Annotated in this window: 30 protein-coding genes and 1 pseudogene; 22 read left to right on the plus strand and 9 right to left on the minus strand. The window is 39.6% G+C overall.

What is annotated here, in order from left to right:
- Positions 1-47 precede the first annotated feature (47 nt).
- Positions 48-1,161, minus strand: a protein-coding gene (locus tag KG708_RS00075; protein WP_213607580.1) for an IS630 family transposase whose coding sequence is annotated in 2 segments (ribosomal slippage) — positions 48-720 and positions 719-1,161 — 1,116 coding nt in all. Because the reading frame shifts where the segments join, the coding sequence is not laid out codon by codon here.
- A gap of 59 nt (positions 1,162-1,220) precedes the next feature.
- Between KG708_RS00075 and KG708_RS00080 the strand changes: the two genes are divergently transcribed.
- Together KG708_RS00080 and KG708_RS00085 are read left to right on the plus strand one after the other, a co-directional pair.
- Complete coding sequence (locus KG708_RS00080) at positions 1,221-1,472, plus strand: MarR family transcriptional regulator (RefSeq protein ID WP_213607581.1); 252 nt, start codon at positions 1,221-1,223, stop codon at positions 1,470-1,472.
- Between the two features lie 121 nt (positions 1,473-1,593).
- Positions 1,594-2,354, plus strand: a pseudogene (locus KG708_RS00085) (glycosyltransferase); the annotation flags it as partial.
- Here the strand turns inward: KG708_RS00085 and KG708_RS00090 are convergent.
- Positions 2,351-3,073 carry a 3-deoxy-D-manno-octulosonic acid kinase gene (locus KG708_RS00090; RefSeq protein ID WP_213607582.1) on the minus strand — a complete coding sequence of 241 codons (723 nt, stop codon included), beginning with the start codon at positions 3,071-3,073 and terminating at the stop codon, positions 2,351-2,353. The pseudogene KG708_RS00085 and the gene KG708_RS00090 overlap by 4 nt on opposite strands.
- A gap of 123 nt (positions 3,074-3,196) precedes the next feature.
- Between KG708_RS00090 and KG708_RS00095 the strand changes: the two genes are divergently transcribed.
- The 4 genes from KG708_RS00095 to tdh all read left to right on the plus strand — a co-directional run bounded on the left by KG708_RS00095 (position 3,197) and on the right by tdh (position 7,262).
- Complete coding sequence (locus tag KG708_RS00095) at positions 3,197-4,258, plus strand: glycosyltransferase family 9 protein (RefSeq protein WP_213607583.1); 1,062 nt, start codon at positions 3,197-3,199, stop codon at positions 4,256-4,258.
- A complete protein-coding gene (gene gmhB, locus KG708_RS00100; RefSeq protein WP_213607584.1) occupies positions 4,255-4,824 on the plus strand; it encodes a D-glycero-beta-D-manno-heptose 1,7-bisphosphate 7-phosphatase in 570 nt (189 codons plus the stop codon). The genes KG708_RS00095 and gmhB overlap by 4 nt, the downstream gene beginning before the upstream one ends.
- 163 nt (positions 4,825-4,987) lie before the next feature.
- Entirely contained in the window at positions 4,988-6,184 is a 1,197-nt protein-coding gene (locus KG708_RS00105; RefSeq protein WP_213607585.1) for a glycine C-acetyltransferase, read from the plus strand.
- A 52-nt stretch (positions 6,185-6,236) separates the two neighbouring features.
- On the plus strand, positions 6,237-7,262 hold the full coding sequence (gene tdh, locus KG708_RS00110; protein WP_010390995.1) for an L-threonine 3-dehydrogenase: 1,026 nt from the start codon (positions 6,237-6,239) through the stop codon (positions 7,260-7,262).
- 78 nt (positions 7,263-7,340) lie between these two features.
- Here tdh and KG708_RS00115 read toward each other — a convergent pair whose 3' ends face one another.
- On the minus strand, positions 7,341-8,309 hold the full coding sequence (locus KG708_RS00115; protein WP_213607586.1) for an IS30 family transposase: 969 nt from the start codon (positions 8,307-8,309) through the stop codon (positions 7,341-7,343).
- Between the two features lie 105 nt (positions 8,310-8,414).
- On the opposite strand from KG708_RS00115, the gene glpE reads away from it, so the two are divergent.
- Together glpE and glpG are read left to right on the plus strand one after the other, a co-directional pair.
- Entirely contained in the window at positions 8,415-8,732 is a 318-nt protein-coding gene (gene glpE, locus KG708_RS00120) for a thiosulfate sulfurtransferase GlpE (protein ID WP_008468201.1), read from the plus strand.
- Entirely contained in the window at positions 8,729-9,550 is an 822-nt protein-coding gene (gene glpG, locus KG708_RS00125) for a rhomboid family intramembrane serine protease GlpG (RefSeq protein ID WP_213607587.1), read from the plus strand. Before glpE ends, glpG begins: the two co-directional genes overlap by 4 nt.
- Here glpG and KG708_RS00130 read toward each other — a convergent pair.
- On the minus strand, positions 9,547-9,945 hold the full coding sequence (locus tag KG708_RS00130; RefSeq protein ID WP_213607588.1) for a flagellar basal body-associated protein FliL: 399 nt from the start codon (positions 9,943-9,945) through the stop codon (positions 9,547-9,549). The genes glpG and KG708_RS00130 overlap by 4 nt on opposite strands.
- 402 nt (positions 9,946-10,347) lie before the next feature.
- On the opposite strand from KG708_RS00130, the gene KG708_RS00135 reads away from it, so the two are divergent.
- Together KG708_RS00135 and ubiA are read left to right on the plus strand one after the other, a co-directional pair.
- Entirely contained in the window at positions 10,348-10,893 is a 546-nt protein-coding gene (locus KG708_RS00135; protein WP_213607589.1) for a chorismate lyase, read from the plus strand.
- The gene (ubiA, locus tag KG708_RS00140) at positions 10,890-11,768 is read left to right on the plus strand and encodes a 4-hydroxybenzoate octaprenyltransferase (protein WP_213607590.1); all 879 of its coding nucleotides are present in this window, start codon (positions 10,890-10,892) and stop codon (positions 11,766-11,768) included. Before KG708_RS00135 ends, ubiA begins: the two co-directional genes overlap by 4 nt.
- Here ubiA and KG708_RS00145 read toward each other — a convergent pair.
- The 3 genes from KG708_RS00145 to KG708_RS00155 form a co-directional block, all read right to left on the minus strand.
- The gene (locus KG708_RS00145; RefSeq protein WP_213607591.1) at positions 11,765-12,385 is read right to left on the minus strand and encodes a 2OG-Fe(II) oxygenase; all 621 of its coding nucleotides are present in this window, start codon (positions 12,383-12,385) and stop codon (positions 11,765-11,767) included. The genes ubiA and KG708_RS00145 overlap by 4 nt on opposite strands.
- Before the next feature lie 265 nt (positions 12,386-12,650).
- Positions 12,651-13,529, minus strand: a complete 879-nt coding sequence (locus KG708_RS00150) for a LysR family transcriptional regulator (protein WP_213607592.1) — start codon at positions 13,527-13,529, stop codon at positions 12,651-12,653.
- A 174-nt stretch (positions 13,530-13,703) separates the two neighbouring features.
- Positions 13,704-14,141, minus strand: a complete 438-nt coding sequence (locus tag KG708_RS00155) for a DUF2721 domain-containing protein (RefSeq protein WP_213607593.1) — start codon at positions 14,139-14,141, stop codon at positions 13,704-13,706.
- Positions 14,142-14,225: 84 nt separating this feature from the next.
- On the opposite strand from KG708_RS00155, the gene KG708_RS00160 reads away from it, so the two are divergent.
- Genes KG708_RS00160 through tsaD form a run of 3 tightly spaced genes read left to right on the plus strand, consistent with a single transcriptional unit; the run spans position 14,226 to position 16,216 of the window.
- On the plus strand, positions 14,226-14,588 hold the full coding sequence (locus tag KG708_RS00160; RefSeq protein ID WP_213607594.1) for a DUF2007 domain-containing protein: 363 nt from the start codon (positions 14,226-14,228) through the stop codon (positions 14,586-14,588).
- Positions 14,572-15,162: a YjaG family protein gene (locus tag KG708_RS00165; protein ID WP_213607595.1), complete on the plus strand. Its 591-nt coding sequence runs from the start codon at positions 14,572-14,574 to the stop codon at positions 15,160-15,162. Before KG708_RS00160 ends, KG708_RS00165 begins: the two co-directional genes overlap by 17 nt.
- Before the next feature lie 40 nt (positions 15,163-15,202).
- Positions 15,203-16,216, plus strand: a complete 1,014-nt coding sequence (tsaD, locus tag KG708_RS00170; protein WP_213607596.1) for a tRNA (adenosine(37)-N6)-threonylcarbamoyltransferase complex transferase subunit TsaD — start codon at positions 15,203-15,205, stop codon at positions 16,214-16,216.
- 3 nt (positions 16,217-16,219) lie between these two features.
- Here the strand turns inward: tsaD and plsY are convergent, their stop codons facing one another.
- Positions 16,220-16,825, minus strand: a complete 606-nt coding sequence (gene plsY, locus KG708_RS00175; protein WP_213607597.1) for a glycerol-3-phosphate 1-O-acyltransferase PlsY — start codon at positions 16,823-16,825, stop codon at positions 16,220-16,222.
- A gap of 207 nt (positions 16,826-17,032) precedes the next feature.
- Here plsY and folB point away from each other — a divergent pair, with 207 nt between their 5' ends.
- The 8 genes from folB (at position 17,033) to KG708_RS00215 (ending at position 23,235) form a co-directional block, all read left to right on the plus strand.
- A complete protein-coding gene (folB, locus tag KG708_RS00180; RefSeq protein WP_213607598.1) occupies positions 17,033-17,392 on the plus strand; it encodes a dihydroneopterin aldolase in 360 nt (119 codons plus the stop codon).
- A complete protein-coding gene (folK, locus tag KG708_RS00185; protein WP_213607599.1) occupies positions 17,393-17,881 on the plus strand; it encodes a 2-amino-4-hydroxy-6-hydroxymethyldihydropteridine diphosphokinase in 489 nt (162 codons plus the stop codon). It abuts the gene before it with no gap.
- The gene (locus tag KG708_RS00190) at positions 17,878-18,678 is read left to right on the plus strand and encodes an undecaprenyl-diphosphate phosphatase (RefSeq protein ID WP_213607600.1); all 801 of its coding nucleotides are present in this window, start codon (positions 17,878-17,880) and stop codon (positions 18,676-18,678) included. Before folK ends, KG708_RS00190 begins: the two co-directional genes overlap by 4 nt.
- A gap of 214 nt (positions 18,679-18,892) precedes the next feature.
- Positions 18,893-20,248: a UDP-N-acetylmuramate:L-alanyl-gamma-D-glutamyl-meso-diaminopimelate ligase gene (gene mpl, locus KG708_RS00195; protein ID WP_213607601.1), complete on the plus strand. Its 1,356-nt coding sequence runs from the start codon at positions 18,893-18,895 to the stop codon at positions 20,246-20,248.
- A gap of 1 nt (position 20,249) precedes the next feature.
- The gene (locus KG708_RS00200) at positions 20,250-20,873 is read left to right on the plus strand and encodes a flavin prenyltransferase UbiX (RefSeq protein WP_024601858.1); all 624 of its coding nucleotides are present in this window, start codon (positions 20,250-20,252) and stop codon (positions 20,871-20,873) included.
- Positions 20,870-21,799, plus strand: coding sequence for an ABC transporter ATP-binding protein (locus KG708_RS00205; RefSeq protein WP_213607602.1), 930 nt, complete (start codon positions 20,870-20,872; stop codon positions 21,797-21,799). The genes KG708_RS00200 and KG708_RS00205 overlap by 4 nt, the downstream gene beginning before the upstream one ends.
- Positions 21,800-22,567 carry an ABC transporter permease gene (locus tag KG708_RS00210; protein WP_213607603.1) on the plus strand — a complete coding sequence of 256 codons (768 nt, stop codon included), beginning with the start codon at positions 21,800-21,802 and terminating at the stop codon, positions 22,565-22,567.
- The gene (locus KG708_RS00215; protein ID WP_213607604.1) at positions 22,567-23,235 is read left to right on the plus strand and encodes a methyltransferase domain-containing protein; all 669 of its coding nucleotides are present in this window, start codon (positions 22,567-22,569) and stop codon (positions 23,233-23,235) included. Before KG708_RS00210 ends, KG708_RS00215 begins: the two co-directional genes overlap by 1 nt.
- A 14-nt stretch (positions 23,236-23,249) precedes the next feature.
- On the opposite strand, the gene KG708_RS00220 is transcribed toward KG708_RS00215, so the two are convergent.
- Positions 23,250-25,103 (minus strand): GGDEF domain-containing protein, encoded by a 1,854-nt coding sequence (locus tag KG708_RS00220; protein ID WP_213607605.1) that lies wholly within the window; start codon positions 25,101-25,103, stop codon positions 23,250-23,252.
- A gap of 260 nt (positions 25,104-25,363) precedes the next feature.
- On the opposite strand from KG708_RS00220, the gene panP reads away from it, so the two are divergent.
- On the plus strand, positions 25,364-26,989 hold the full coding sequence (gene panP, locus KG708_RS00225; protein WP_213607606.1) for a pyridoxal-dependent aspartate 1-decarboxylase PanP: 1,626 nt from the start codon (positions 25,364-25,366) through the stop codon (positions 26,987-26,989).
- Positions 26,990-26,994: the final 5 nt, after the last annotated feature.

A 26,994-nucleotide genomic window follows, 5' to 3' on the forward strand; every position in this document is an offset into this window, starting at 1 on the left:
GCTCGGTTTTTACTTAGCCCACTAGTACTTCGTCACACAAATTTTGACTAGTTGAGAGCACCGTAAGCTCTCTCTAGTTTTTCACGTGCTGAATCAACATTAAACATCCAATTTATACTGGCGCCTTCTTTATTTCGGCGCCATTCCCACGCCGTGAGCTCCTTCTTTAACTCTTCCATACTTGCTATGCGCCGATCTAAGCATTGCTTATTCATATTGCCAATTTCTATCTCGACCATATTCAACCAACTCGCATGTTTAGGTGTGTAATGGAACTCTATTTTATTTAAAATACGTCGTGCTTCTTGCGGTGAAAATGCTTTATATAACGCACCTTCCGTATGAGTCGATAAGTTATCTAGCACGACACGAACTTTATTCGCATGTGGGTAGTGTTCATCGACTAAGTCCTTCATACAGTGAGCAAAATCAACTTTCGTTTTCCTCTGTGTTGCTTTAACGTGCCGCCAACCCCGATGACGGTCAAAGAATACAAATAAGTTAGCCACGCCAACCCGTTTATATTCATAATCTAGGCGTTTTACCTGTCCCTTTTTCATCGGTTGTACTGGCCGTGTATCATCAATAAGTTGCTTCATCGCCTCATCAAAATTAATAATAGGATTGAGCTCATCCGCTGGCTCAGCATATAATTCAAGTACATGCTCCATTCTTGCAATATACTCAGCGTCTATTGTCGCCACACACCACATTTTTTTGCCATGGCTTTAACGCATTTTCTTTAAGGCGTCTACGAACCGTTTCATATGAAATACTGTCTAAATCCGTTAATGTTATTAATCGCTCGCCAAGTAACGCTAATGTCCATCGGCAGTGTCCTGTTGGCGGCTCAGAACAGGCTGTGGCTATTAAAGTTACTTCATCTTTCGCGGATGTTTTTCTCATAGCACCACTTCGTGCACCTTCATTTAAAGCGGCTTCTAAACCGTCTTCGACAAACTGACGTTTGACTCGAAATACAGTTGAAGAGCTCACTTGAACCGCTTCACATATTTGATCTGTTGTATATCGACAACGGTCCGCTTTTAATAAAATGGCGGCTCGTTTGTACTTTCGAACATTGACCATGCCTTTTTTGCAGTAGTTAACTAATTCGCATTTTTCTTCTGCTGATAATTCAACAATATACTTTCGGTTCATAGCAATATTAAATGAGTAAATATGAGTTAAAGGATCGTCAATTAGGATAAAAGTTCATTATGAATAAAGAAGAGTTGCCGTCGTTCACTGTGAAACAAGGGCAGTATTTGGCATTTATTTATTACTACACAAAAGTGAATGGTGTTGCACCTGCTGAAAATGATTTTGAGCGTTATTTTGGAACTGCATCATCAAGTGTTCATGCAATGATTTTAACGCTTAAAAAGAAAGGGTTCATCACTTCAACTGGTGGAAAAAGCCGAACGATAAAGCTATTGATAGGAATAAATCAGTTGCCTGAATTTAAGTAAGGCAACTGATCAGAACTTCTGTGAACGAGTAATAGGTTACAAACCTCTTGGGGCGATTAAATCGCCCCTAGTTTGAACAAATTGTAATCCACAAAGGTCAACACGCCCTGGCAAAGAGTAAAATATCCATTTTGTTGTTCATAACTCAGTGAATGCTGAGCTGGCTAGGCAAAAAAATTAGGTCCGTTTTCATATTTATACCTTAAAAAGAGTAAACAAAACTTAAGTGGTAAATCACTGATTTGTGTTTCCAAAGGGGTGGAAGAAGAAATACAACAAGGTAACTTAATAACCCCTAGTGCTATTACCACTATTTATAACCCGTTCAACTTTGCGGTTATTAACGAGCAAGCAAATGAGGCTAATACCCAAATACCCGACTCACCTTACCTTATTCATGTGGGGCGTTTAGCAAAGCAAAAACGTCACGATATTTTGTTTGCAGCGTTTGCTAAGCTTGATAAAAAATATAAGCTGGTATTGTTGTGTAATAAAAAAGATAAAGCGTTTAAGCTAGCTAAACACTATGGCATCGAAGATCAGCTTATTGTTCCTGGATTTGTGCAAAACCCATATAACTGGATTAAGCACGCTACAGCATTGGTTTTAAGTTCTGACTTTGAGGGATTGCCGACAGTATTAATAGAAGCTTTAGCGGTAGGCACACCAATTGTCAGTACTAACTGTTCTCATGGGCCTAGTGAAATATTGACCGGTGAGCTTAGTAAGTATTTAGTGCCAACAGGGGAGGTTAATCAGTTAGCGCAGGCTATTGAGCAGGTGATAGCTGATAACCCTGATGTAACACGTGCAGCCATTTTGAAACAAGTGTCTGCCGATACAGTTGCTGAGCAATATTTAGCTATGGCGCACTCTATTTAACACATTAGTGTTTGAATATAATAGTTATTTAAAGTTTGCCAATCTGATATTTGCCAGTGAAAAGTGCTATTACGGCCTTGCTCCTTTAAAAAGGAGCGCTTTAGGCGCAACATATTATTTTGCTGCCATTTTTTATCAGGTGTTTTTATTTCGCCGCGGTCAAAATCGATAATAAAAACGTTACCACTGTCATCAAATAAAATATTATTAATATTTAAATCAGCGTGATAAACCCCTTTATTATGAAATTGTGCAATAGTTTGCGCTATTTTTTTAATCTCAATATCACTCAATGCGCGTTCAATCAATATATCTAATACGCTTTTAGCGCCGCTTACCGCTTCGGTAATAATATCACCGCGATAAATAAGACCATGGCGGCTCACCTTAGCGGCGATAGGCTTAGGTACATTTAAACCAAGCTCTATTAATTGCGTCATTAAGCTAAACTCTTGATAAACACGGGTATGTTTAAGTCCCCGATATAAGTATTGGTCACTGAGTAGCTTGCCAATTAGGCCACCACGCCAATAATGGCGCAATACAGCCGTTATATCTGCGTGTTTAAAAAACCACGCGGTTGCACGTCCCTTTTTAGCGCCAACAATTTTTTGCTGTTGCTGCCAGAAGTCGGGGTTAAACCAATCTAACTCTATCTGGCTGCTATATTGAGGATGGCTCAAAATGACATGGTTATTTTTGACGTGTTGATTAAACATAGCTCATAGGGTTCGCGTTAATATGTGCACATATTAACGTGTTTTAACGCTAAGGATAAGTACTTGCAATGACGCGATTATAATTTAAGATCAGGGTTTATTATTTTACCTCCAAGGAAACGTGTGATTTCAGCGCCTATTTACACTTCTATTTGTATTTTACGTCTTTCTGCTATTGGTGATGTATGCCATGCAGTGAGTGCGGTACAAGCCATTCAAAAAGCGCATCCAAACGCTAAAATTACCTGGGTGATAGGTAAAGTCGAGGCGATGCTGTTAGCTGATTTACCTGGGGTTGAGCTTGTTGTATTTGATAAAAAACAAGATAAAGCCGAATTTAAACACTTAAGGCAAACCTTTAAAGGACAGCATTTTGACGTATTACTTAATATGCAAGTGGCATTAAGAGCTGGCTTTGTTGCGCGTTGTATTCCTGCCAAGGTAAAAATAGGTTTTGATTGGGCTCGTTCAAAAGAGCTACATAGTTTATTTATTAATAAACGCATTAAAGCCCAATCTCAGGCGCATGTTTTAGAGGGATTTAAAGGGTTTGCCCAAGCGATTGGTGTTGATGATTATGTCCCTGTATGGAGTATGCCCTTTACCAACAAAGATCAAGCTAAAGCTGATGAGCTGTTAGGTGACGATTATTTATCAAATAAGCTATTTGTTATTTCGCCAGCAGCAAGTAAAGCACAGCGTAACTGGTTAGCCGATCGCTATGCTGCGCTTGCGGATTATGCACATACACAGGGGTTTAAAATAGTATTAACTGGTGGACCGACTGAACTGGAAATTAATTTAGCAAATAACATCATTAAACACTCTGATTCACCCATTCTGAACTTGGTGGGTAAAACAAAACTCAAAGAATTATTGTGCGTACTTAAGCGTGCAGACTTAGTACTGGCACCTGACACAGGCCCAGCTCATATGGCGGTGACTGTGGGCACACCGGTTATTGGCTTATATGCGCATTCAAACCCAGCGCGAACGGGGCCTTATTTATACCAAGACTACGTGGTTGAGGTTTACCATCAAAACTTAGTAAAGCAAACAGGTAAAACCGCCGAGCAATTGCCTTGGGGTACTCGTGTTAAAGGCGATGATTTAATGAGTCAAATAACCACGGATGCAGTAAAACAAATGTTTGATCATGTTGTTAAAAAAGAGTCACTGTTATGAATCAAGAAAGCATTAACAAGGCGCTTTTTTTAGATCGTGATGGCGTAGTAAATGTTGACCATGGTTATGTGTTTAAAAGCGAAGAGTTTGAATTTATAGACGGTGTGTTTTCAACATGTAAAGCGTTTTATGATGCGGGCTATAAAATAATTATAGTGACTAATCAGTCAGGCATTGGCCGTGGTTATTATTCTGAGAGCGAATTTTTAGCGCTTAGCGAGTGGATGAAAGCGCAGTTTAGCGCTCATCAAATTGAAATTACGGACGTTTATTTTTGTCCCCATCATCCTAAAAACGCATTACCAGATTATTTAAAAGAGTGCGATTGCAGAAAACCAGCGCCTGGCATGTTACTTCAAGGAATAAAAGATCATCATATCAACCCTGCACTTAGTGTGATGGTGGGTGACAAATTAGGTGACATGCACGCTGCCATTAGCGCTAATGTGCGTACCAAAGTACTGGTACGTTCAGGGCAAAAATTTGATGACAAAGCTGTAAACTCTGCCGATTATGTGTGTGACTCAATCAACGACCTTCCGGCTTTGTTTGCTGATCTAACGTAGTACACACCTCAAGCCTGTAAACTGGCAGCTTTTCCTGCCAGTTAGGCAATTTGCGACGAATGACAAACAGTGCAATTTGGCGCTTAAACTTTTACAATACCCGCATTATAAATAGCAGCAACACGTCTGCTGTTTAACCCGTTCAACCAAATGGAGATCACAGATGAGAGCATCTGCTTTTTTTAGCCAATTACAACAGCAAATCGAAGACGTTAAAGCGGAAGGTTTGTATAAAAATGAACGTGTTATCACTTCGCAGCAGCAAGCTCAAATTGAGGTTGCATCCGGCGATACAGTTATTAATTTTTGTGCTAATAACTACTTAGGTTTGGCTAATAGTCCAGAGCTTATCAAAGCTGCCCAACAAGGCTTAAATGATCACGGTTTTGGTGTAGCGTCTGTGCGTTTCATTTGTGGTACACAAGATATTCATAAAACGCTCGAGAAAAAAATCAGTCAATTTTTAGAAACTGAAGACACCATTTTGTACTCATCATGTTTTGATGCCAATACGGGGTTGTTTGAAACCATATTAGGTGCAGACGATGCGATTATTTCTGATTCATTAAACCATGCTTCTATTATTGATGGAGTACGTTTATGCAAAGCAAAACGTTTCCGTTATGCAAATAACGATATGGCTGATTTAGAAAAGCAATTAATTGCAGCCGATGAAGCCGGCGCTAAAACTAAATTAATTGCAACCGATGGCGTATTCTCAATGGATGGCGTTATTTGTAACTTAGAAGCCGTATGCGACTTAGCTGATAAATACGACGCACTTGTTATGGTTGATGACTCACATGCAGTTGGTTTTGTTGGCGAAAACGGTAAAGGTACACCTGAGTACTGCAACGTGCTTGATCGTGTTGATATTATTACTGGTACCTTAGGTAAAGCACTAGGTGGAGCCTCGGGTGGTTATACCTCAGGTAAAAAAGAAATTGTTGAGTGGCTTCGTCAGCGTTCTCGTCCTTACTTATTCTCAAATTCGTTAGCGCCTTCAATTGTAACGGCGTCAATTAAAGTGTTAGAAATGCTTGAAAATGGCGGTGAGATTCGCGCTAAGCTATGGTCAAATGCTAAATACTTCCGTGAGCAAATGGAAGCGGCTGGTTTTACCTGTGCAGGTAAAGATCATGCGATTATTCCTGTGATGCTAGGAGACGCCAAAGTAGCGTCACTTATGGCTGATAAATTATTGGCTGAAGGGATTTATGTAACCGGCTTTTCATTCCCTGTTGTACCAAAAGGGCAGGCGCGTATTCGTACCCAAATCTCTGCAGCGCACAGCAAAGAACAGCTTGATACAGCCATTGCAGCATTTACCCGTATTGGTAAAGAGATTGGTGTTATTTAATTTTCTTGTTAAATCGCGGCTAAAGTCGCGATTTTTTAATTGAGTGTGAATTATGAAAGCATTATCAAAGTTAAAAGCAGAGCCAGGCATTTGGATGACAGATGCACCAAAGCCTGAAGTGGGTCATAACGACCTGTTAATTAAGATTCGTAAAACGGCTATTTGTGGCACAGATGTTCATATTTATAAGTGGGATGAGTGGGCACAAAATACCATTCCGACCCCTATGGTGGTTGGCCACGAATACGTGGGTGAAGTAATCGACATGGGACAAGAAGTTCGCGGTTTCGAAGTTGGCGACCGTGTATCAGGTGAAGGTCATATAACCTGTGGCCATTGTCGTAACTGTCGTGCTGGGCGCGTTCACTTATGTCGTAATACAACAGGGGTCGGTGTAAACCGCGAAGGCGCATTTGCAGAGTATTTAGTGATACCTGCATTTAATGCGTTTAAAATCCCAGATAATATTAGCGATGAACTTGCCTCTATTTTTGACCCATTTGGCAATGCAGTACACACGGCTTTATCTTTCGATTTAGTCGGTGAAGATGTCTTGATCACAGGTGCTGGCCCTATTGGTATTATGGCAGCAGCAGTGGCTAAGCATGTGGGTGCACGTCATGTGGTTATTACTGATGTAAATGAATACCGCTTAGACTTAGCACGTAAAATGGGCGCAACGCGTGCTGTAAACGTCGCGAATGAAAAGCTTGAAGATGTAGCTAAAGAGCTGGGCATGACTGAAGGCTTTGATATTGGCCTAGAGATGTCAGGTGTACCAAGTGCATTTAATGCCATGCTAAATAACATGAATCATGGCGGCAAAATTGCCATGTTAGGTATTCCTCCATCAGATATGGCGGTCGATTGGAATCAAGTTATTTTTAAAGGCTTAGTGATCAAAGGTATTTACGGTCGTGAGATGTTTGAAACTTGGTACAAAATGGCCAGTTTGATTCAATCAGGGCTTGATTTAAAACCAATTATTACTCATCAGTATTCAATAGATGACTTCCAAGCTGGCTTTGATATGATGATTTCAGGCCAATCGGGTAAAGTAATTCTTAACTGGGATTAATTACCCCTTGTTAAGAGAATTAAAGGCGGCATTTGTCGCCTTTTTTGTAATCTTGAATTCAAGTATTAAGTGCAATCATTATGCAGCCACCAGAACTTCTGATTGCCCGGTAAATAATTCATGAGGAGTTTTATACCCTCTTGTCTTTCTTGGCCGATGGTTGAGCTTATCAACTGCCGCCTGTATTTCTGACTCACTTAGCGCCATAAAGTCAGTTCCCTTGGGGAAGAAGCGCCTGAGTAAGCCGTTGGTATTCTCATTTATGCCCCTTTCCCATGATGAATATGGGTGAGCGAAATACACATCCGCTTCTAATTTTTGTGCAATATGCTCATGGTAAGCAAACTCTTTTCCATTATCTAAAGTCACGGTAATAACCTTATCTTTATATGGTGTCATACACTTTATCAGCGCATCGGCTGTTATTTGCGCATGTTTGCTTTCAATTCTGTGAACGATTGTATATAACGTTTTACGTTCAACCATTGTGACAAAGGCATTTTTACGCCCTTTGCCTATCACTGTGTCACCCTCCCAATCACCAATCCTAGACTTTGCATCCACAATACTTGGGCGTTCATCAATACTGACTCGATTAACTATCTGCCCACGTTTATCGTAGCTTCCATAGCGTTTTTTATACTTTTTACATGCACGAGTGAGTGTCTTATGTAGTTCACCACCACGCGCCTTGTCCCTGTAAATATATTGATAAATCGTTTCATGATGTAAAACGACCTTTTTCTCTAAAGCTAAGCGACCTGCCACCTGCTCTGGCGAAAGTCCGTTAAGCAACAATTTATTAATCCATTCAGTAACTTCATCTGTTAACTTACTTGCTTTGAAAGATGATTTGCGTCTTTGCTCTGCAAAATTATTGGCTTGGTTAGGCCGATAGCCTTTAAGCCCTTTATTGCGTTTTAACTCTCTGGAAATAGATGACGGTGAACGAGTTAGTTCATCAGCAATTTGTTTTTGGTTATTTCCTGCTTTTATTAACGCGTAAATCTGGTATCTTTCTTCTTGTGTCAGCTGTTTATATTTCATTAAAGCAATTTCCTTTGGCGAGAAAATGGCCGAATTATAACAGCTGGCCATCTAATCTGAGAAATTGCACTTATTATCCGAATTTAGGAATTATAAGAGAGTACTATGGCATTTAAACATATATCAATCGCACAAACCCTTGAACTACTCGATAAAGAAGATGTAGTGATTGCTGATATTCGCGATCCTAATTCTTATCAAGCGGGTCATATTCCGGGTTCAGAGGCATTATCTAATGCGAATATTGCCCAATTTATGATGGAAAAAGAGTTTGACCAGCCGATTATTATTGTCTGTTATCACGGTATGAGCTCACAAGGCGCTGCCAGCTACTTAGTAGAGCAAGGCTTTGAAGATGTTTACAGTATGGATGGCGGTTTTACTGCATGGGAAGCCGCTTACAAGGATAAAGTATCACGATGATAGAGCTAGGCAGCCTAACTAACCCTCGCGCTGCACAGGGCTTTATAGATTACTTAAAAAGCCAAGGGTTTAGTGGGCAAATTCGTACTGAGGATGGCCATACGCTTGTCATTAGTGTGGCGCCTGAGGACTTTCATGCGGTGCAACCGTTGTGGAATGAATTTGCTAAAAACCCTAATCATGAACGTTATCAACAAGCGTCATGGCAAGTAGGCAGCACGCAATCACCATTAAAATATCAAGGCCAGTCGCTTAATTTAGTCGCGCGGTTTAAAGCCTTAAGTTGGCTTAATCAAAGCGTTAGTATTCTCAGTATTATTGTTTATATTGCCTTTTTATTTGGTGCGTTTGAACCTATTTACATGGCGTTGCAGTTTAATCCTGCGTCACCACTTACTTGGTTAACCCCGGCTATTGTGCATTTTAGCGCCATGCATATCGTGTTTAATCTAATTTGGTGGGTTTCACTGGGTGACAATATTGAAAAGCAATGTGGCAAGTCAAGTTTAATAGGCTTATTTTTAGTGACTGCTTTAATAAGTAATTGGGCACAGTACTTAATGGTCGGTCCTAACTTTGGTGGGCTTAGCGGTGTTGTATATGGGTTGTTAGGCTTTTGTTGGATTTACAGCACCCTTAACCCTAAACAGCCTGCACTGGTTACAACTGCAATTGTTGGATTTATGCTGGTATGGTTAGTACTTGGTTTTGCAGATGTATTATTTGTTGGAATGGCTAATTGGGCACACTTAGGTGGATTACTTAGCGGTATGGGGTTTGCCTATACCGCTTGGCTTTTTAAAACAAAAAGTAGCTAATGATATAAATACTTAGTGAATAGGAGATCACGGATGATCTCATGGCCTGTTTCTTCTTTGAGTAAGCTTTTTAGTTTTTCTGTGCTTTTAACGCGGATTTGTTCGCGTCCAGTTAAAGACTTTATTTTGTTTTCAGGTTCTTTTGATAATATCTCCACCAAGGCATCACGTAACAGTGGTGTGTGGTGTTCCACTATTGCAATATCAGATGTTTTGTTGACCATTAAATCAACAGTGACGCGTACGTAGCCCATTTTTTTATTGGATGAGCCAATGTAGTTGGTAATAATATCAGGCTCGAATCCAAAGTAACCCACAGTAGATTCAGCCCGTGCTGATAAGCTAGTTAGGCTAACTAAAAGAATAAAAAGGCCTGCAAATACTGTTTTTTTCATTTCAAAAGCGTTTCCGTAAACTGGGTATAAATAGTTTATACCTATTAATGAGTAATACCAATTTAATTAAAATATCATCATTCTAGTAAATAACTACCTGCGTTAAAAATTATTTATATAGAACAATGACGTGTCATAACTTTTGCTGTGTTATTGAGTTATTTTCTCGTCGCTATTAAAGCTCACTCATTAAATACAATTGGTATAAGATACAGCGAGATAGCGTTGTTTATTGTGTTATATAAAAGCACTAGGCCTCAAGTTTGAAACAGGAAATTACCAGAGTCAAATGTTGATTAGCTTTTTATAACAACAGGGTGTACTTGGTAGTGAGTAAATCACGCTTTTTCAAATCTGTCAGCAATGGTATGATCTTGCTGATTTTTATCAAGTAGAGTTATTGTGATTACGTTTCCTCTTTCTTTATCTGCTCATTGGCAGAGCATCTGTGAAGTTCGTGGCTTATCTAACACTGAGCAAGAGTGGTTATTTGAACCGCATTCTTTAACAGCTAAATTAAAAAGTCAGTCGCAGCGCTTTGCTGTAAAAGTGCTGAGCGAGCAAAAAATTATCCTCTCGCAACCACAGCAAGCTTTATTAAGTAATGAGGCGAACAGCGTGCTTAATCGTGAGGTTTTATTATTGTGTGATGATAAACCGATTGTTTATGCTCAAAGTTGGTTGCCAATAAGTAGTAATAATATAAATAATCAGCTGCACAATATGGGAGAGCGCCCGTTGGGTGATGTTATATTTCAAGACTCAGCTTTAACACGTGCAGGTATTGAAATAGCGCGCTTTGATAAAAATCATCCTTTGCAATCACTGGTAAGAGAGCTTAATTTACCGATACATTCTTTATTAGGACGGCGTAGCGTATTTTCTTTACATGATTACCAATTTTTGGTCTGTGAAGTTTTTTTACCAGGCGCCCATTTATACTCATGAAACTAGCCCCTTTATCAATAAACCATATTTCGTACTACATTCAGTTAATGCGAATAGATAAGCCAATAGGTACGTTATTGTTACTTTGGCCGACGTATTGGGCGCTGTGGATAGCAAATGAGGGAATACCAAGCCTAACAAACTTCATTGTATTTACTCTTGGGGTAATTGTTATGCGCAGTGCTGGCTGTGTTATTAATGACTTTGCAGACAGAAAAATAGATGGCTCTGTAAAGCGAACGTGCCAGCGCCCATTAGCAACTGGGGCTGTAAGTAGTGGTGAAGCGATTAGCTTATTTTTGCTGTTGGTTATTTTTGCTTTTGTATTAGTGTTAATGCTCAATGCCAATACTATTTTGTTGTCTTTTGGCGCGCTTGGGCTCGCGTTTTGTTATCCTTTTATGAAACGTTACACACAACTTCCCCAAGTTGTACTAGGAGCGGCTTTTGGGTGGGCCATTCCTATGGCTTTTATGGCATCAACAAATTCATTGCCTGTGCAAGCTTGGCTGTTATTCGTTGCTAATATTTGTTGGACAGTCGCTTACGACACTATGTATGCCATGGTTGATAGAGACGATGACTTGAAAATAGGAGTGAAATCAACCGCTATTTTATTTGCCAGTTATGATCGCCATATTATTGGGCTGCTCAATGTTAGCTTTTTTGCTCTGATGTGCTTAATTGGGTTTATGAATGAGCTAGGGGAAAGCTTTTGGTTTGGATTGGCAGTTGCGGCGGCGTTACTCATTTATCAACAGCGTTTGATTCATTTGCGCCAACGAGACGACTGTTTTAAGGCGTTTTTAAACAATCATTACGTGGGGCTTGCCATATTCACTGGCTTGTTGTTTTCTTACCCCGTTTTATCTTAACGGGGTGGGTCGATAATACCACTTATTGATGCATTTTTTCGGAACCAACCAGCGATCGAATAGCGATTATCAAATGCGGGAAGTACTTCATGCACAAAGCGTTCGCTTTCAAATAACACTAATGTGCCTGCAGTGGGTTTTATTACAACCTCTATGTCTTTGCTTTTGGGCTTGTAAATAACGAGCTCACCTCCTTTTTCAGGAGTATTTAAATATAATACCGTGGTGAAAACACGATTTGAGCGGCCTTTAAATGCATCTACATGCTTTTTATAAAAGTCGCCTTGGGTATATTTTGCATAGTGACATTCGTAATCAAATAAACCCATGAAAAAGCATCGGTTAAGGGTGATACGAATAGTTTCCATTATGTGTTGATACTCAAGCTGTGCATTTGAGCTGCCATCAAACCAGTAGGTTTTGTCTTTACGAATGGAATCGTCAATTTGTAAATTGTTTAATCGTCCAATACCAGCAAGGCTAAAGTGGGGGTTTATTCTATAACAATCAGCCATTAACTCAGAGATTAAATTACTATCAATGGCGTTTTCAATAATGGCGTAGCCTTGTGCTTCAATGTGCTCTAGGTACGTACCACAGGGTGTAAAGTTGTTCATTAACGCTAGTCATAATATAAGAGAGCGTTAGTTTAGTATAAAAAAACTTTAAAGCTACAAATTTATTAGGATTGAGCTTAGGTTAAAAAATTTACAATCTCGTGAACCATTATGAGATTGGTGTTTATTATTCTGATGGCCCACTTGTAGTAACAATAAGGCAGATTTACGTGTCAATAACGAACCTATTGCAAGTAAATTCAGCGCTGTTTACGCTAAAAATAGTTGCCTAAGAACCCGATTTATTGACACGTAAAGCGTGTTTTTATGCCTTGGATACTTTCTTAATTAGCGACAGTAGATGGTCAACATGTTCGCCTGCCTCTATCTGTTTGCTAGTTTGTACTATAAGCTGTTCATGGCTAAGATCGTTATTGGTTTTGAGCTGAATTAAGTTGTGGTTTTCTGCTACTGAGTTAGTGTGTTCAATGCCAGCAATTGCAAAATGATCCGACTTTTCAAGCCCTGCCATAACCTGCTCAATACTACCTACTTTAATGGTTGATGTTTTATTTAACGAGTCAATGACTTCATTAAGCATCGATTGCACTTGTTTTGATTGCGAAAAACAACTAAACATGGGGTAGCTTTCAAGCTCTTTTTTACTAATATCGCTTTTATTTGCTAACGGGTGTTGTTTTGAGCAAAACAAAATTAGTTGATCAGGTAATTGTATATCGCTGCCAATACTATTGACTACCTGTGAGCAGACGCTGATATCAATTTCGCCTTGAAGCAGTTTTCTATTGAGATCAGTTTTATTTTGCAGCTGCATTTCAATTTTAATATGAGGATACTGATTCAAAAACTCACCACAGGTGATTGGTACTATGCTACTGGTTGTGGTGGTATAACCGATAACGAGCTTTTTCTCTTCAGTCCCATTAATCGACTGAAAAGCTCGGTGTTTTATTTGCTCTAATTCATTTAGGGTGTTTTTAGCAAAATCGAAAAAGAGTTCACCTGCTTGAGTTAATTTAACCGAGCGGGTAGAACGTTTAACGAGTTCGTAACCGAGTTCTGTTTCAAGAGTTTGAATACTGCGCGTTAAGGCTGATGTGCTAATTTGAGTTTGTTCGGCGGCTTGTCTAAAGTGACGAAGTAAGCCAAGTGCAACAAATTGTTCTAATTGTTCGAATCTCACTATATAGTCCTTTTTTATAAGTAAGGTTGGGATCTTACAGATTTAATACTGATATTTATCCCTACAGATCAGTTGAAACAAGGTTTTAAACCTTTTGTTAAGATTAACTTTCTTTTTACTTTAATTAAAGAGAATTGTTGCTAAATATTGCTATAACTTTGTTCGTTACTGTTTTTATTTTTTGTTATTAGGCCCTATAAAGTTTTTGCTTACTCGATTGCTCAAAGGTTTATTTTCAATGTTTTGTAATTCAATCTCTATTGCATCGCAAGAAATATGAATTTCAAATAAAGAGGTAAGTAATGATAAGCTCAAGCAGCTTAAGCTCACACCAAATAAAATAATACCTGTGGTATTAAACTCTATAAATAATGCGAACATCGATAACGTACACAATAAAAAAGAGGCCACTCCATATACTTGCATAGTTCTTATTAGTTTTATTCGTTTTCTGAGGTTCGTTATTTGCGCCACTACAACAGGACGAATAGACTCACCTTCACGGGCATTGAGCTCTCGTATTAGTTGCGCGAGTACTAAAAATCGGTTTGTATAGGCAAGCAATAACAGCGAGATGGCTGGAAAAAGTAAACCAGGGGTCGTCAGCGTCATAATGTGTCCTCAAATCATATTATTGGCTTTAATTACTATAGGTTATGCTGGTTTATTGTATAGATAAAGTAAATGAGGTGGATATTGCAAAATATTAATAATAGCGACTCAAAGGTAACATCATTTGATTGGGTAACACTTTATAACGCAGAAAATAGTTTAGAGGCCAATATAATAAAAGGGCTGATCCTTAATGCGGGAATCGAATGCCAGATTAAAGGAGAAATGCTACAAGGGGCAATGGGCGAGATCCCGTTTGAGCAAACACAGGTTAGTGTGCAGGTTTATGCGATAAAAGAGCGCCATGCACGTGAAATATTGGTAAACTACCAACAAGTAAAACAATCCGCTCCAGATTGGGTATGCACTCACTGTAGCGAGCATAATGGATCAACATTTGATTTTTGTTGGTCATGTGGGACCTTAAAGAATGACAAAAGCGAATAATTTTCAGCGTATTAGAGAGCTAAATTACTTACAAAAAGCGGTATTAGCCAGTGCGTTAATAGAGCGTATGTTGCCTAATTATGGGTTATTTAGTGAGGCCACCGGTTTTGGTGATGAAGTTATTTTACGCAATGCTTTAAACGTTTGTTGGGAAAAAATACTTCTCCCTAAAAGTAAAATAGATTTAGAAAAACAAGTTGAAAAAATAGAGCCCCATGTACCTGAGCTGGCTGATTTTGATATGTTTGGTACTTATCCGGCAATTGACGCCGCTACTTCATTGTTGAGCTTAATGCATGGTTTGTTAGCGCAAGATGAGCAAGAGTTTGTTAACGTGAGTAAAATATCACAGGCTACAGTGGCGCGCTTTATTGAGTACCAAATGACGGTTGAAGGTGATGTGGCTGATAATAAAGCGGTGCGTGAGCACCCGTTAATGAAATACGAAATTGAGGTATTAGGTGAACTAATCGATTTTGTAGAAGCAATGGGACGTATCACTGCTGAAAATGTAAAAGCATTGAAAAAGCATGTCCTTGCTGATGGCCAAACTAACATTGGTTTAGCGCTTTAAGTTTTTTGTTTTAAACACCTTGTTAGCAGGAGAATAAACAATGCGAATTTTAGGCATTGAGTCATCATGCGATGAAACTGGTATTGCTATTTATGATGATGAAAAAGGGCTATTAGCTCATCAATTATATAGCCAAGTAAAAGTACATGCTGACTATGGTGGTGTAGTGCCTGAACTTGCATCTCGCGATCATGTACGAAAAACACTGCCGCTCATCGATGCAGCATTTGCGCAAGCGGGTTGCGGGCCTGAAGATTTAGACGGTATTGCTTATACCGCAGGACCTGGTTTAGTGGGGGCTTTGTTAGTGGGCACCTCAATTGGCCGTTCTTTAGCGTATGGTTGGGATATCCCCGCGGTGGCAGTGCATCATATGGAAGGGCATTTATTGGCGCCCATGCTCGAAGAAAACGTACCTGAATTTCCGTTTATTGCTTTACTCGTATCTGGCGGTCATACCATGATGGTAAAAGTCGCCGGTATTGGTCAATACGAAGTATTAGGTGAGTCGGTAGATGACGCCGCAGGTGAAGCATTTGATAAAACAGCTAAGTTACTTGGGCTTGATTACCCTGGAGGCCCTCGTTTAGCTAAAATGGCTGAGCAAGGTGTTGCCAAGCGATTTATTTTTCCGCGGCCAATGACTGACAAACCTGGCCTAGATTTTAGTTTTAGTGGTTTGAAAACCGCGGCTTCGATTGCTATTCGTGAAAACGACAGTGATGAGCAAACCAAAGCCGATATTGCCCATGCTTTTCAAACAGCGGTTATTGATACTTTAGTAATTAAGTGCAAACGTGCATTAAAACAAACCGGTATTAAGCGCTTGGTGATAGCCGGTGGTGTAAGCGCCAATACACAGCTACGTTTGCAACTAGAGCGTGTTATGCAGGGTATGAAAGGCGAGGTTTACTACCCGCGTACTGAGTTTTGTACAGACAATGGTGCGATGATAGCGTATGCCGGTATGCAACGTTTAAAAGCGGGGCAGTTTGCTACGCTTGATATGAAAACTAAACCGCGCTGGCCAATCGATAGTTTAGAAGCAATTTAGTGATTACTTATTTTCATCAGTAGGGGCTTGCTTAGTCCCTACTTTTGGTTCTTCCCCTTTGAATAAACGCACAATATTAGTTCGATGCCTAATAATTATCAGTAGCGTAATAAAAGTGACGGGTAAGGTGTATAACGGTTTTATCCACCATGTATATAAAGGCGCTAGCGTCACAGCCACTAACGCTGCAAGCGATGAGTAGCGGGTAATAGCGACAATAATCAGCCAAGTAGCAATCAATAGCCCACCTAACGAAAGTCCTATAGGTAGTAACGACCCAAATGCAGTCGCAACCGCTTTACCACCTTTAAAACTAAAGAATAACGGGTACATATGCCCCAAACATGCAGCTACGGCAATTAAACCAAGCGCTAATGGTTCAAGTTTTAAAAAGTAAGCTCCCCAAACAGGAATGGTGCCCTTTAAAATATCGAAGACTAAAACTAAACAGGCAGGAAAAGCGCCGCCTAAGCGGAAGACGTTAGTAGCACCGGGGTTATTGGAGCCATTAGTGCGTGGATCGGGAAGTTTGAATAGCCGCGACACTAAAATGGCCGATGAAATCGAGCCGAGCAAATAGGCTAAAACAAACATTAAAATGACTAACACGCGCTTCCTTATTTTTTAATCATTACTTTTACGCTATTATTGGCGTCAAAATTTACAGACTTCTTAAATTACGCGCAATTTTGTAACTATTCTGTTGTAGAAGTAATTTTAGCATATTTAAACACTGATTAAAGTATATACAGTATTAATTTGATTGATACAATATGTAATTAACTCAGTGACTTGTTATGGTCATTTGGAGTATCAATGGACAAGGTATTTATATCACAATTGCATGTCGAAACGATTATCGGGGTGTATGATTTTGAAAAGAAAAGTAAACAAAGCCTGTACTTTGATATTGAAATGTTAAGTAACATCAAGCCTGCAGCACAAAACGATGATATTAACTTAGCATTAGATTACGCCAAAGTGAGTGAGCGAGTCATCGAGCACAGCACGGCTAAACCAGTCGAGCTTTTAGAAACGCTGGTGGAGCAATTAGCGCAAATAATCTTAACCGAATTTAATACTCCTCAAGTAACGATAAGAGTTAGCAAGCCCGCCGCAGTTTCACAAGCGCAAACTGTGGGTGTAGAGATAATCCGCAACAAGGCTTCGGCTTAAATGGCGCAGATATATATTAGCCTTGGTTCAAATATTAACAAGGCAGAGCATATTCGTCGTGCTTTAGTGGCGTTAAATCAACACTTTGAAAACACAGTGCATTCATCTGTATTTGAAAGTGAAGCAGTGGGTTTTGCCGGTAATAATTTTTATAACTCCGTGCTTGCTGCTACCACCGATATGGCGCTTACCGATGTATGCGTGTTGCTAAAAAAAATAGAACGGGATAATGGTCGCACAGCAAATGATAAAAAATTCAGCCCGCGTACGCTCGATTTGGATTTACTCTTTTACGATGATGTAATTTGCGAGAGCCCAGCTCAACTACCGCGTGACGAAATTACTAAAAATGCCTTTGTATTACAGCCTTTAGCTGAGGTGGCTCCTGATTTTTACCACCCTGTGGCAAAACAAACGATTGCCCAAATATGGAATGCATACAACAACCCTCAACAAAAACTATGGAAGGTGGAGTTTTCTAACCCATGAGTATTATAGAAATAATTGTTTTAGCCCTTATTCAGGGATTTACTGAGTTTTTACCTATATCGAGTTCTGCGCACTTAATTTTGCCCTCGCAAATTTTGGGTTGGGAAGATCAAGGGTTAGCCTTTGATGTTGCTGTGCATGTAGGAACCTTAATTGCCGTTATTATTTATTTTCGTAAAGAAGTCGTTGATATACTCGATGCTTGGTTTAAGTCATTCGGGGCACAAGGTACCACAGATGATAGTAAACTAGGCTGGTGGATCATTTTAGGCACTGTGCCTGCCGCTATTTTAGGGCTATTGCTAAAAGATTTTGTTGAACTGTATTTGCGCAGTGCATGGGTGATTGCAACCACAACAATCGTTTTTGGCTTGTTGCTTTGGTACGCCGATGCCAAAGGTAAACAAATAAAAACGATTTATCAGCTCAACTGGAAAACCGCTCTTGTTATTGGTTTGGCACAAGCCGTTGCGATGATCCCGGGAACCTCTCGCTCAGGTATTACCATGACCGCGGGTTTAATGCTAGGTATGAATAAGCAAAGTGCAGCCCGTTTTTCGTTTTTGCTGGCTATTCCGATTATTTCAATGATGGGCCTTTATTACACAGCAGAGCTAGCGCTTGGCGATCATATTGTTGATTGGACTGCTTTATTGTTGGGTGTAGTGCTGTCGTTTTTATCAGCTTATGCCTGTATTTTTATGTTTTTAAAAGTAATAGAACGCATGGGTATGCTGCCATTTGTTATTTATCGTTTGTTATTAGGCATCGGCTTAATATTCTTTTTAATGCTATGAGCCATTAATTTTTAAAAAGCCTCCCACCGTGGGAGGCTTTTTTATTTGCACCAAACACCACATAGGCGCTGTCTTGTCGAAATACCAAACATCTGCTGCAAATTTACCTAGAAAGCTCAACAGACCCTGATGGTAACTTGATCTAAATTTTGGCATTATAGCGCCATTAAAGTTCGCCTTAGAGCACATTCCGCGCAGGATGAAAGGATAGTAAATGCATATACATATTTTGGGTATTTGTGGCACATTTATGGGTGGTATCGCCGCTATAGCTAAATCATTAGGTCATCACGTTACCGGGTCTGATCAAAACGTTTACCCACCAATGAGTACACAATTAGAAGAGTTAGGAATCGAGCTAACCCAAGGATATGATGTATCTCAACTAGAACCGGCACCCGACATCGTCGTCATAGGTAATGCTATGAGCCGAGGTAACCCGTGTGTTGAATATGTATTAGATAAAGGCTTGCCTTATACCTCAGGCCCAGAGTGGCTTAAGCATAATTTATTACAAAACGCATGGGTGTTGGCGGTGGCCGGAACCCATGGAAAAACAACCACTGCCAGTATGCTGGCCTGGATACTTGAATATGCAGGCTTAAAACCGGGTTTTTTAATTGGTGGAATTGTGCAAAATTTTGGTATTTCAGCTCGGGTCGGACAAACGCCATTTTTTGTAATAGAAGCCGATGAATACGACACCGCCTTTTTTGATAAACGTAGTAAGTTTGTTCATTATTTACCACGAACACTTATTTTAAATAATCTTGAATTCGATCATGCTGATATTTTTGAAGATTTAAATGCGATTAAAAAACAATTTCATCATTTGATACGTACATTACCGCAAAGTGGGAAAGTAGTGTGGCCAAAAGATGATGAGGCTCTGAGCGATGTTATAGCAAAAGGGCTGTGGAGCGAGAGCGAAACATTAGGCGATGATTGGGATTATCAGCTACTTAAAGCGGATGGTTCTCAATTTAATGTGTTATTAAACACGCAGCTGCAAGGTGTCGTTAACTGGCAGGCAATTGGTGAGCATAACGTTAAAAACGCCATGATGGCCATTGCTGCAGCGCGCCATGTGGGTATTGCTATAGAGCACAGTATTGCGGCTTTAGGTGAATTTATTAGCCCCAAAAGGCGCATGGAGCTTAAAGCGGATATAAACAATATAAAAGTGTATGATGATTTTGCTCATCATCCAACGGCAATACAAACAACGCTTGCGGGGCTGCGAGCGAAAGTGGGCGATGACAAAATTATTGCAATTTTAGAACCGCGATCTAACACCATGAAAATGGGAGTTCATCAATTTACATTACTAGACTCATTACGCGATGCAGATGAGGTGCTACTGTTTGAACCAGAAAACTTAAGCTGGTCGCTCAAGGAGCAAGCAGAAAAAGCCGGTATGCAATGCTTTGCATCTACAACCGCCATTATCGACACAGTGCTTGAAAATATTGAGCCAAATCAACATATTTTAATTATGAGTAATGGTGGTTTTAATGGCCTTCATCAGCAGCTTGTTGATGGTTTAGCCGATAAATACAGCGGAGAATAATGTGCAATTTAAAGATAAAATCACCTTGGCATTTAGTGGCGCATCAGGCGCGCCTTACGGACTAAGGTTATTAGAGGTGCTGCTTGAGCAGCAGTTTCAAGTGTATGTGCTTATTTCAAGTGCCGCGCGGGTAGTCTTTGATACCGAATCAAATGTTAAACTATCAGCAAATGAAGACAAAGCCACAGAGCAATTAAGCCTGTTATATAACGCAAAACCTGGGCAGTTAAAGGTATTTGGTAAAGATAATTGGTTTAGTCCGGTGGCATCGGGCTCTGCAGCCCCCAAAAAAATGGTAGTATGTCCATGTAGCGCAGGCTCTGTGTCTGCCATTGCAGTCGGCGCATCAGATAATTTATTAGAGCGCGCCGCCGATGTGGTGATAAAGGAGCGAGGCCAGCTTATTTTAGTGCCACGCGAAACGCCATTTAGCGAAATTCATTTAGAAAACATGCTTAAATTATCGCGTTTAGGTGTAACAATTATGCCTGCAGCACCTGGGTTTTATCATCAACCACAAAGTATAGAAGACTTGGTTGACTTTATGGTGGCGCGAATTTTAGATCATTTAAATATTGAACATAATCTCACAAAGCGCTGGGGTTATGGTGAGGGTAAGAAATGAATAAGCAAAATATTGCTTTAAATATTGAAGGCCTTACCAAGGTTTACAAAAATGGGGTTGAGGCAGTAAAAGGGGTTGATTTACAAGTTCACGAAGGTGACTTTTTTGCATTACTTGGCCCGAATGGGGCCGGTAAATCAACCACTATTGGGGTGATTTCTTCACTGGTGAATAAGACCAAAGGCAAAGTTGAAGTATTTGGTCACGATATTGATACCGACCTTGAAGCGGCTAAAGCGAATTTAGGCTTAGTGCCACAAGAGTTTAACTTCAGTCAGTTTGAAACCCTAACCCAAATACTCGTCAATCAAGCAGGTTATTACGGTGTACCGCGCGGCGAAGCACATAAACGTGCAGATAAATACTTAGCGCAGCTTGGCTTAATTGAGAAAAAAGATAAGCAAGCGCGTACCTTATCTGGTGGTATGAAACGCCGTTTAATGATTGCACGTGCCTTAATGCATGAGCCCAAATTACTTATTTTAGATGAGCCAACAGCGGGGGTTGATATAGAGCTTCGTCGCTCAATGTGGGAGTTTTTAAGACATATTAACGAACAAGGTGTGACCATTATTTTGACCACACACTACCTTGAAGAAGCTGAACTGCTTTGTAAAAATATCGCCATTATTGATACTGGGCGAATTGTTGAAAACACCACTATAAAGGCGTTACTTGCAAAGTTAGACAAAGAAACCTTTGTACTAGATTTAAAACAACCCACCAATCCAGTGACCCTTGAAGGGTATAGTTTTACTATGACCGACGAGCACACCATTGAAGTGGAAGTAGCTAAATCTCAGGGGCTAAATGCTGTGTTTAGCGCATTAACCGAGCAAGGTAATACCGTGCTGAGTATGCGCAATAAAGCGAATCGATTAGAAGAATTATTTGTAGGTTTATTAGAGCAAGGGCGGAGCGAATAAATGTTTAAATATGGCGTAGCCTTAAAAAGTATTTGGATCAAAGAGTGTATTCGCTTTTTACGTATTTGGGTGCAAACCTTAGTACCGCCTGCGATTACTATGAGCTTATATTTTGTTATTTTTGGTAACTTAATTGGCTCTCGTATTGGTGATATGGGTGGTTTTAGTTATATGGAGTTTATTGTCCCTGGGCTTATTATGATGTCGGTAATTACCAACTCTTACTCCAATGTAGCTTCAAGCTTTTACTCAACTAAGTTTCAAAAAAGTATTGAAGAGCTCTTAGTTGCGCCAGTACCTAATTATATTATTGTGTTAGGTTATATGGCTGGGGGAATGACTCGCGGTATTATGGTTGGTTTTATTGTAACGTGCGTTTCTTTATTTTTTGTAGATATACAGATAAATAATTTTTTTGTGATTATTGCTACGGTTATTCTTACCTCGGCGGTATTTGCGCTAGGTGGATTAATTAATGCTATTTATGCAAACAGCTTTGATGACATAAGTATTATCCCCACCTTTATTCTAACGCCGTTAACCTATTTAGGCGGAGTGTTTTATTCTATCTCTTTGCTGCCTGATTTTTGGCAAACGGTGTCACAAATAAATCCAATTATTTATATGGTAAATGCCTTTAGATATGGGTTTTTAGGTGTTTCGGATGTCGATTTAACGGTTGCAATGGGGGTATTGTTAGTATTTATCAGTGTATTGTTTACGGTAGCACTTACACTAATTAAAAAAGGTGTGGGGTTAAGACACTAATGAGCGATGCAAATTCACGTAGTATTGTATCTAATCAAGGCGGACTTCACGAAAAGCTTGATGAAATAGTTAATAAGCATTTACAGGCTGAGTTTAAAAAACCAATTGCAACGCATACGCAAACCGCATTTGATGAAGTAAATGCAAAGGTCCAAGCCTTTAATGGGCCGTTAATTTTAGATTCATGTTGCGGGGTGGGCGAAAGCACCGCTAATTTAGCCAAGCGTCATCCTGAAGCGTTAGTCATAGGTATCGATAAATCTTCTCATCGACTTGATAAGCATGATGTAGAATATAAACAAAGCGAGTGTGGCCAGTATATTTTAGTGCAAGCAGATTTAAATGACTTTTGGCGTTTAGCGGTGGCGGCTAACTGGCAGCCAACACATCACTATTTGCTATACCCTAACCCGTGGCCTAAGTCTAAGCATATACAAAGGCGTTGGCATGGGGCGGCAATATTTCCATTTATTGTAAGGCTCGGAGGTGTACTTGAGGTACGCAGCAATTGGGATATTTATGTTAAAGAGTTTGCCAGAGCGCTTGAATTAGCAGGGCATCCATGCGAAACCGAATTGTTTGAGTCAAGCGAAGCAATTACGCCTTTTGAACGCAAGTATTGGGCCAGTGGCCAGCAAAGCCACCGACTTGTTATAAAGCTATCTTAAGACGCTGCTTGTATTTAAAACGGAGACACATGTGGCGTTGGTTTGCTTAGGTAACTGCCTTGCATCAACGTCACATTTAGTTCATTAAGTAATTCAGCAACTGTGTTACTTTCTACCGCTTCAACAACTAACTCTAGTTTAAGCTGCATGGCTACATCAGTAATGTATGCTATAAACTGTGACGTATTTTCATCATTTATCAGCTGCTTTGTTATTTCGCCGTCGAGTTTAATACCATCCACCTCAATTTTTAAGGTATTAAGTGTATTTATAAACTCATTCCCCCAACAATGCATCACTATTTTTGCTCCTTTGCTTTTTACCATTGTAATAAATGATTTTATTTCATAATAGTGTGTAATCACCTGCGACTCTAATATTGAAATAGTTATGTTTTCAGGATTAGGGTAACGATGTAGCTCATATGCAATGTGATCATATATGGTTGGGTCTGCAATATTTTCAGCACACACGGTTAATCCCCAACGGGTTGTTGATTTACGAAACCGCGAAATACACTGACTAAACAAGGTGCGTGTTAGCATTGTGTCCATACGTAGCCTTTTTAATACATTTGTAAACGTATCAGGCGTTAAAATTTCTCCTTGTGAGGTAACGATTCTCGGTGAGCAGTCATATCTAATAACGGTATTAGTATTGGTATTAATAACGGGTTGAAAGTAAGGAACAACACGATTAGCGTCAAATGCTTCGCGAATTTCTTTTGCTATTTCAACATTATATAAATACAACGATTTAGTGTCGTTAATTGCTTCTACATAGTTTACGATAGGTTGTTCGCCTTGCTTTGATTGCAGTAAGGCAATGTGTGCATTTTTAAGTAGTAATGATTTATTTCCTCTTGCGACTCCGGCGTTTAGCGTAATATAAATAAATGGCTGTGTAAAAAAAGGTGTATTTTTATTGTGGGACTGAATAACACTGTAGAGCTCATCAAAAGGTGTTTCTTTACTGGTTAAAATAGCCAGCTTATTGGTGGTAATTCGATAAACACGTGACTGTAACCCCGGCTGTTGCTTAAAGTGAGTGAGCAACTTTCTCATGACCTCGTCTGCTATTTTTGTGCCGAAAAAGCGACTAATATTATCAATTTCGTTGACCAAAACAATTGCGATTTGCAAATGATGCTCATTACTTTTATTGAGCTGTTTTTCCAAGGCAATATGATTTGAAAACCCCGTAGCATGGTCCCTCATTAGTGAGCGGCGAACTCCATAACAGTAAATAATATACACTAATAACAATATCAACAGTATGCAGCAAAAATGAAATAGAGCCTGATTTAAGCGTTTAATTAAAGCCGTGTTGATTTTATCAAGGCTAATATCTGCAGCAGTTACATAGGTTTTGCCATTTTTAGCTATATGGCGAATATACACCGTTTTAGAATGACCTCGATGCGCAGTTGAGACTTCAAAAATAGGGGCTGTTGATAAAAATGCCGCCATATTATTGGGCGTAGCTTCAGGGTAAAGGTCTAAAAATTGGGTAACTTTCCCGTTATTTTGATCATCTTGGGTGTAGCTAGAAGCAGTAAAGTATATATTTTCATCAATCAGTATCATTGAATACAGATAATCTATATTTAAATCATTGGCTAAGGCTGAGAGCTGTTTGGCCTTATTTTGATAGCTTGCAAAGCTGATTTCTTGCGATGTTTTGTCGTGGTAATCACTACCTAAAATATATTTTACGCTGGTGGCTGCATTTAATAAGCGATTATCAATGCCGCGCATTACTTCATTGTGGATGGCAGAGTATGTGTAATAACTATAAATAATTAAGCTGACCAAAAAAAAGACGGTCCCCAGCGCTAACCGTGTCAATTTTAGATTTCCTTTGAGCATGTATAATCCTTATTTTTTGTTCAATTTATTATACTTAAAAATTATAAATGCCCAATATTTTAATCACCCTTTGTACTAATTTTAGAAAATAGTGGCATGTTATCTATTTTGTATTGTCTTTTATGGCTTAAAACGAGACATTTTTGTCATATTGCAGTAAAGTTAGCGCAATTTTTTAGAAATGCCGTTGCTTAAAAAACACCTTAAATTAGCGTGTTTTACAAACTAACAGGTGTTTTAGCCACACACTAGGTATGAAGATGGATCAAAAGCGTTGTGCCGTCGCCTCTAAAGAAAGTCTCAAACGGATATTTACCGTTCCAGAGGCACCAGACTCAACTTTGAGCAAAATAGAGCTTGAAATTTCGAGTAATTTAGCAGGTTTCTTAAACGAAAATATCGCGGCAATTGAAAAACCATTACATGAAATAGAAAAAGATTTTCAATCGGCGTCGATCCCAGAAGAACCGACGTTTGTGTCTTGTTATGCGCAAGATATTATGGAACAGCTGGTTGCTCATTCTGTGCATACCGCAGCGCCAAGCTTTATTGGTCATATGACATCGGCTCTGCCACACTTTTTACTCCCGTTATCTAAATTAATGGTCGGGTTAAATCAAAACCTAGTAAAAATTGAAACCTCAAAAGCGTTTACGCCATTAGAACGTCAAGTCTTAGGGATGATGCATCATTTAGCTTATGGTCAAAATGATGATTTTTACTCTAAATGGATGCACAGTGCAAAAACGTCGTTAGGGGCATTTTGCTCTGGCGGTACAGTGGCAAATATTACTGCACTTTGGATAGCTCGAAACCGCTTATTAAAAGCGGATGGCAATTTTAAAGGCATTGCTGCACAAGGTTTAGTTGCAGGAATGCTTCACTATGGTTACAAAGGGCTTGCAGTTTTAATTTCTGAACGCGGTCATTACTCACTAGGTAAATCGGTTGATTTATTAGGCATTGGCCGAGAAAACTTAATTGGTATAAAAACATCGGCTGATAATAAAGTTGACGTTAATGCTATGCGAGAAAAAGCATTAGAGCTTGAGGCGCAAGGCATTAAAGTAATGGCAATTATTGGTGTTGCAGGAACAACAGAAACCGGTAATGTTGACCCACTTGAAGACATGGCTAATTTAGCACAAGAGATTAATTGTCATTTTCATGTTGATGCAGCGTGGGGTGGAGCAACTTTACTGTCTAATACCCATAGGCATTTATTAAAAGGAATTGAGCAAGCGGATTCAATTACCATTGATGCGCATAAGCAAATGTATGTGCCGATGGGGGCCGGTTTAGTCTTATTTAAAGACCCTGCTGCAACTGATGCCATCGAGCATCATGCTGAGTATATTTTACGTAAAGGCTCTAAAGATTTAGGTAGTCATACGCTTGAAGGTAGCCGCCCAGGAATGGCAATGTTAGTTCACGCTTGCTTACGTGTTATTGGTCGTAAAGGCTATGAAATGCTTATCGATCGCAGTATTAAAAAAGCGCGTTATTTTGCTGATTTAATAAAGGCCGATGAAGATTTTGAGTTAATATCAGAGCCAGAACTTTGCTTACTAACCTATCGCTATGTACCAAAACAAATTAAACACGCGATAGCCCAAGCTGATGCACAAACCCGTTTAGACATTTTTGCCGCGCTTAATCGTTTTACTGCCAGCATGCAAAAACGTCAACGTGAATCGGGTCGCTCGTTTGTATCGCGTACACGTTTAACGCCAGTTCAATATGATAACCAACCAACCGTGGTATTTAGAGTGGTACTGGCAAACCCGCTTACATCGGGCGCTATTTTAAAAGAGATACTAGAAGAGCAGAAAGAACTGGCACAAACTGATCCGGTGTTTAAAAAGTATTTACGAAAATATATGTAACTACA

It is taken from the genome of Pseudoalteromonas sp., from assembly GCF_018402495.1.
GTDB lineage: Bacteria > Pseudomonadota > Gammaproteobacteria > Enterobacterales > Alteromonadaceae > Pseudoalteromonas.